The 584-nt window shown below is 47.8% G+C and carries 1 pseudogene; it reads left to right on the top strand.

Annotation, left to right across the window (positions count from 1 at the left end):
• Positions 1-584: pseudogene (locus A3729_RS02070) on the top strand (DUF839 domain-containing protein); the annotation flags it as partial.

The raw sequence follows: 584 nt of genomic DNA, 5'->3' as shown, positions 1-584 counted from the left end.
GTAGTGATGCCTGACCAGAAAACAGTATTCTTGAGTGATGACGGAACGGGTGTTGTGTTCTTCAAGTTTGTTGCTGATGCAGCAGGTGATATGAGCTCTGGTACTTTATACGCTGCGAAAGTCACTCAGACGAATGGTGTTAGCGATCCTTCTGAAGCTGCTTTTGCAATTGAGTGGATTGAGCTTGCGCACGGTGCTGAAGCTGATATCGAAGCTGCAATTGCTGAATATGATGTGGGCACACTTGCTAGCCCAAGCTATATTACTGATCAGCAAATCAATGATTGGGCTGAAGCTAAGCTTTCTCAGGATCTAGATGGCAGCGGTTCTGTTGCAGCTGATCCCTTTACTGATGACCGCCCTGCTTTCCTAGAGAGCCGTAAAGCCGCTGTTGCTTTGGGCGCGACGGGTGAGTTCCGTAAGATGGAAGGTGTCGTTATCAACTATGGTCTTGCAGATAACTGGTGGAATGCTGGTGCTGCTGATGGTGATCAGGCTTACATGTATATGGCTATGTCATCATTTGACAAAACAATGGCTGATGATGAAGGTGATATCCAGCTAGACGGCACTCACGGCCCATG

The organism is Oleiphilus sp. HI0043, from assembly GCF_001634935.1.
The sequence above is the reverse complement of the archived record's forward strand: the minus strand, read 5'-3'. Positions and strand labels throughout refer to the sequence as shown.